Origin of the sequence: Gordonia jacobaea (genome assembly GCF_001186365.1) — a bacterium.
GTDB lineage: Bacteria > Actinomycetota > Actinomycetes > Mycobacteriales > Mycobacteriaceae > Gordonia > Gordonia jacobaea.
This window is the reverse complement of sequence record NZ_LDTZ01000038.1, coordinates 1-3,181: the sequence shown is the minus strand read 5'-3', so window position 1 is coordinate 3,181 and position 3,181 is coordinate 1. Positions and strand designations below refer to the sequence as shown.

The 3,181-nt window shown below is 54.9% G+C and carries 1 rRNA gene; it reads left to right on the top strand.

The window, feature by feature from the left end:
- Positions 1-25: 25 nt before the first annotated feature.
- Positions 26-3,160: ribosomal RNA gene (locus ABW18_RS22160) — 23S ribosomal RNA — on the top strand.
- Positions 3,161-3,181: the final 21 nt, after the last annotated feature.

The window sequence follows — 3,181 nt, the reverse complement described above, 5'->3', positions numbered from 1 at the left end:
GTGTGGGGTGTGTTTGTAGGTGTTGTTGTAAGTGTTTTAGGGCGTTCGGTGGATGCCTTGGTACCAGGAGCCGATGAAGGACGTGGTAGGCCGCGATAGTCCTCGGGGAGTTGTCAAACGAGCTGTGATCCGAGGGTGTCCGAATGGGGAAACCCAGCACGAGTGATGTCGTGTTACCACCAGCTGAATGTATAGGCTGTGTGGGGGGAACGTGGGGAAGTGAAACATCTCAGTACCCATAGGAAGAGAAAACAATTGTGATTCCGTGAGTAGTGGCGAGCGAAAGCGGAGGAGGCTAAACCATGCGCATGTGATACCGGGTAGGGGTTGTGTGTGTGGTGTTGTGGGGTTCATCTTCTCCGATCTACCTGTCGGGGCGTGAGTGATAAATGCTGCATGTTAGGTGAAGTGGCCTGGAATGGTCTGCCGTAGACGGTGAGAGTCCGGTAGCTGAAAACGTGTGGTCTTGCGTGATGGGTGCCCAAGTAGCAGCGGGCTCGTGGAATCTGCTGTGAATCTGCCGGGACCACCCGGTAAGCCTGAATACTTCCTGGTGACCGATAGCGGACAAGTACCGTGAGGGAAAGGTGAAAAGTACCCCGGGAGGGGAGTGAAATAGTACCTGAAACCGGACGCTTACAATCCGTCAAAGCCTGCGAATCATTTGGTTGGTTGTGGGTGATGGCGTGCCTTTTGAAGAATGAGCCTGCGAGTTAGTGCTCGGTGGCAAGGTTAACCCGTGTGGGGTAGCCGTAGCGAAAGCGAGTCTGAATAGGGCGTGGAGTCGCCGGGTCTAGACCCGAAGCGGAGTGATCTACCCATGGCCAGGGTGAAGCGTCGGTAAGACGTCGTGGAGGCCCGAACCCACTTCAGTTGAAAATGGAGGGGATGAGTTGTGGGTAGGGGTGAAAGGCCAATCAAACTCCGTGATAGCTGGTTCTCCCCGAAATGCATTTAGGTGCAGCGTTCTGTGTTTCTTACCGGAGGTAGAGCTACTGGATGGCCGATGGGCCCTACTAGGTTACTGACGTCAGCCAAACTCCGAATGCCGGTAAGTGAGAGCAGGGCAGTGAGACTGCGGGCGATAAGGTTCGTAGTCGAGAGGGAAACAGCCCAGATCGCCGGCTAAGGCCCCTAAGCGTGTACTAAGTGGAAAAGGATGTGGGGTCGCGAAGACAACCAGGAGGTTGGCTTAGAAGCAGCCACCCTTGAAAGAGTGCGTAATAGCTCACTGGTCAAGTGATCCTGCGCCGACAATGTAGCGGGGCTCAAGTACACCGCCGAAGCCGCGGCACTCACATAAGCCCGCCCATGATCTACGGGTTGTGGGCTAGGTGTGTGGGTGGGTAGGGGAGCGTCCTGCATCCGTGGAAGCGCCCGTGTGAACGAGGTGTGGAGGGTGTGGGAGTGAGAATGCAGGCATGAGTAGCGAAAGCAGAGTGAGAAACTCTGCCGCCGAATGACCAAGGGTTCCTGGGCCAGGCTAATCCGCCCAGGGTGAGTCGGGACCTAAGGCGAGGCCGACAGGCGTAGTCGATGGACAACGGGTTGATATTCCCGTACCCGTGTATCCGCGCCCATGCTGAATCAGTTGTACTAACTGTCCAGATCCTCCGAGAAGGCCTTCGGGTCTCGAGTGGGGTGATGCACAGGACCTTGGCTGGTAGTAGGCAAGCGATGGGGTGACGCAGGAAGGTAGTGGTGCCAGGCGATGGTTGTCCTGGTGTAAGCCTGTAGGACGAAACATAGGTAAATCCGTGTTTCATCAAGTCTGAGAGGTGATGCGTAACCGTTGTGGTGAAGTCCATGATCCTATGCTGCCGAGAAAAGCCTCTAGTGAGTTGGTACACGGCCCGTACCCCAAACCAACACAGGTGGTCAGGTAGAGAATACTAAGGCGATCGAGAGAACTGTGGTTAAGGAACTCGGCAAAATGCCCCCGTAACTTCGGGAGAAGGGGGACCCATTCTGGTGACGACATTTACTGTTTGAGCTGGTGTGGGTCGCAGAGACCAGAGAGAAGCGACTGTTTACTAAAAACACAGGTCCGTGCGAAGTCGTAAGACGATGTATACGGACTGACGCCTGCCCGGTGCTGGAAGGTTAAGAGGACCGGTTAGTTCCCTTCGGGGGGCGAAGCTGAGAATTTAAGCCCCAGTAAACGGCGGTGGTAACTATAACCATCCTAAGGTAGCGAAATTCCTTGTCGGGTAAGTTCCGACCTGCACGAATGGCGTAACGACTTCTCTGCTGTCTCAACCACAGACTCGGCGAAATTGCAGTACGAGTAAAGATGCTCGTTACGCGCGGCAGGACGAAAAGACCCCGGGACCTTCACTATAGCTTGGTATTGGTGTTCGGTTCGGTTTGTGTAGGATAGGTGGGAGACTGTGAAGTGGGCACGCCAGTGTTCATGGAGTCATTGTTGAAATACCACTCTGATCGTATTGGACTTCTAACCTCGGACCCTGATCGGGTTCAGGGACAGTGCCTGGTGGGTAGTTTAACTGGGGCGGTTGCCTCCTAAAATGTAACGGAGGCGCCCAAAGGTTCCCTCAGCCTGGTTGGCAATCAGGTGTTGAGTGTAAGTGCACAAGGGAGCTTGACTGTGAGACGTACATGTCGAGCAGGGACGAAAGTCGGGACTAGTGATCCGGCACCAACGTGTGGAAGTGGTGTCGCTCAACGGATAAAAGGTACCCCGGGGATAACAGGCTGATCTTCCCCAAGAGTCCATATCGACGGGATGGTTTGGCACCTCGATGTCGGCTCGTCGCATCCTGGGGCTGGAGTAGGTCCCAAGGGTTGGGCTGTTCGCCCATTAAAGCGGCACGCGAGCTGGGTTTAGAACGTCGTGAGACAGTTCGGTCTCTATCCGCCGCGCGCGTTAGAAACTTGAGGAAACCTGTCCCTAGTACGAGAGGACCGGGACGGACGAACCTCTGGTGTGCCAGTTGTTCCGCCAGGAGCACTGCTGGTTAGCTACGTTCGGAAGGGATAACCGCTGAAAGCATCTAAGCGGGAAGCCTGTTCCAAGATGAGGTTTCTCACCCTCTTGAAGGGTTAAGGCCCCCTACAGACCATGGGGTTGATAGGCCAGAACTGTACGCCTAGTAATAGGTTTAGGTGACTGGTACTAATCGGCCGAGGACTTACCAACAACACCCAACACATCAACTTG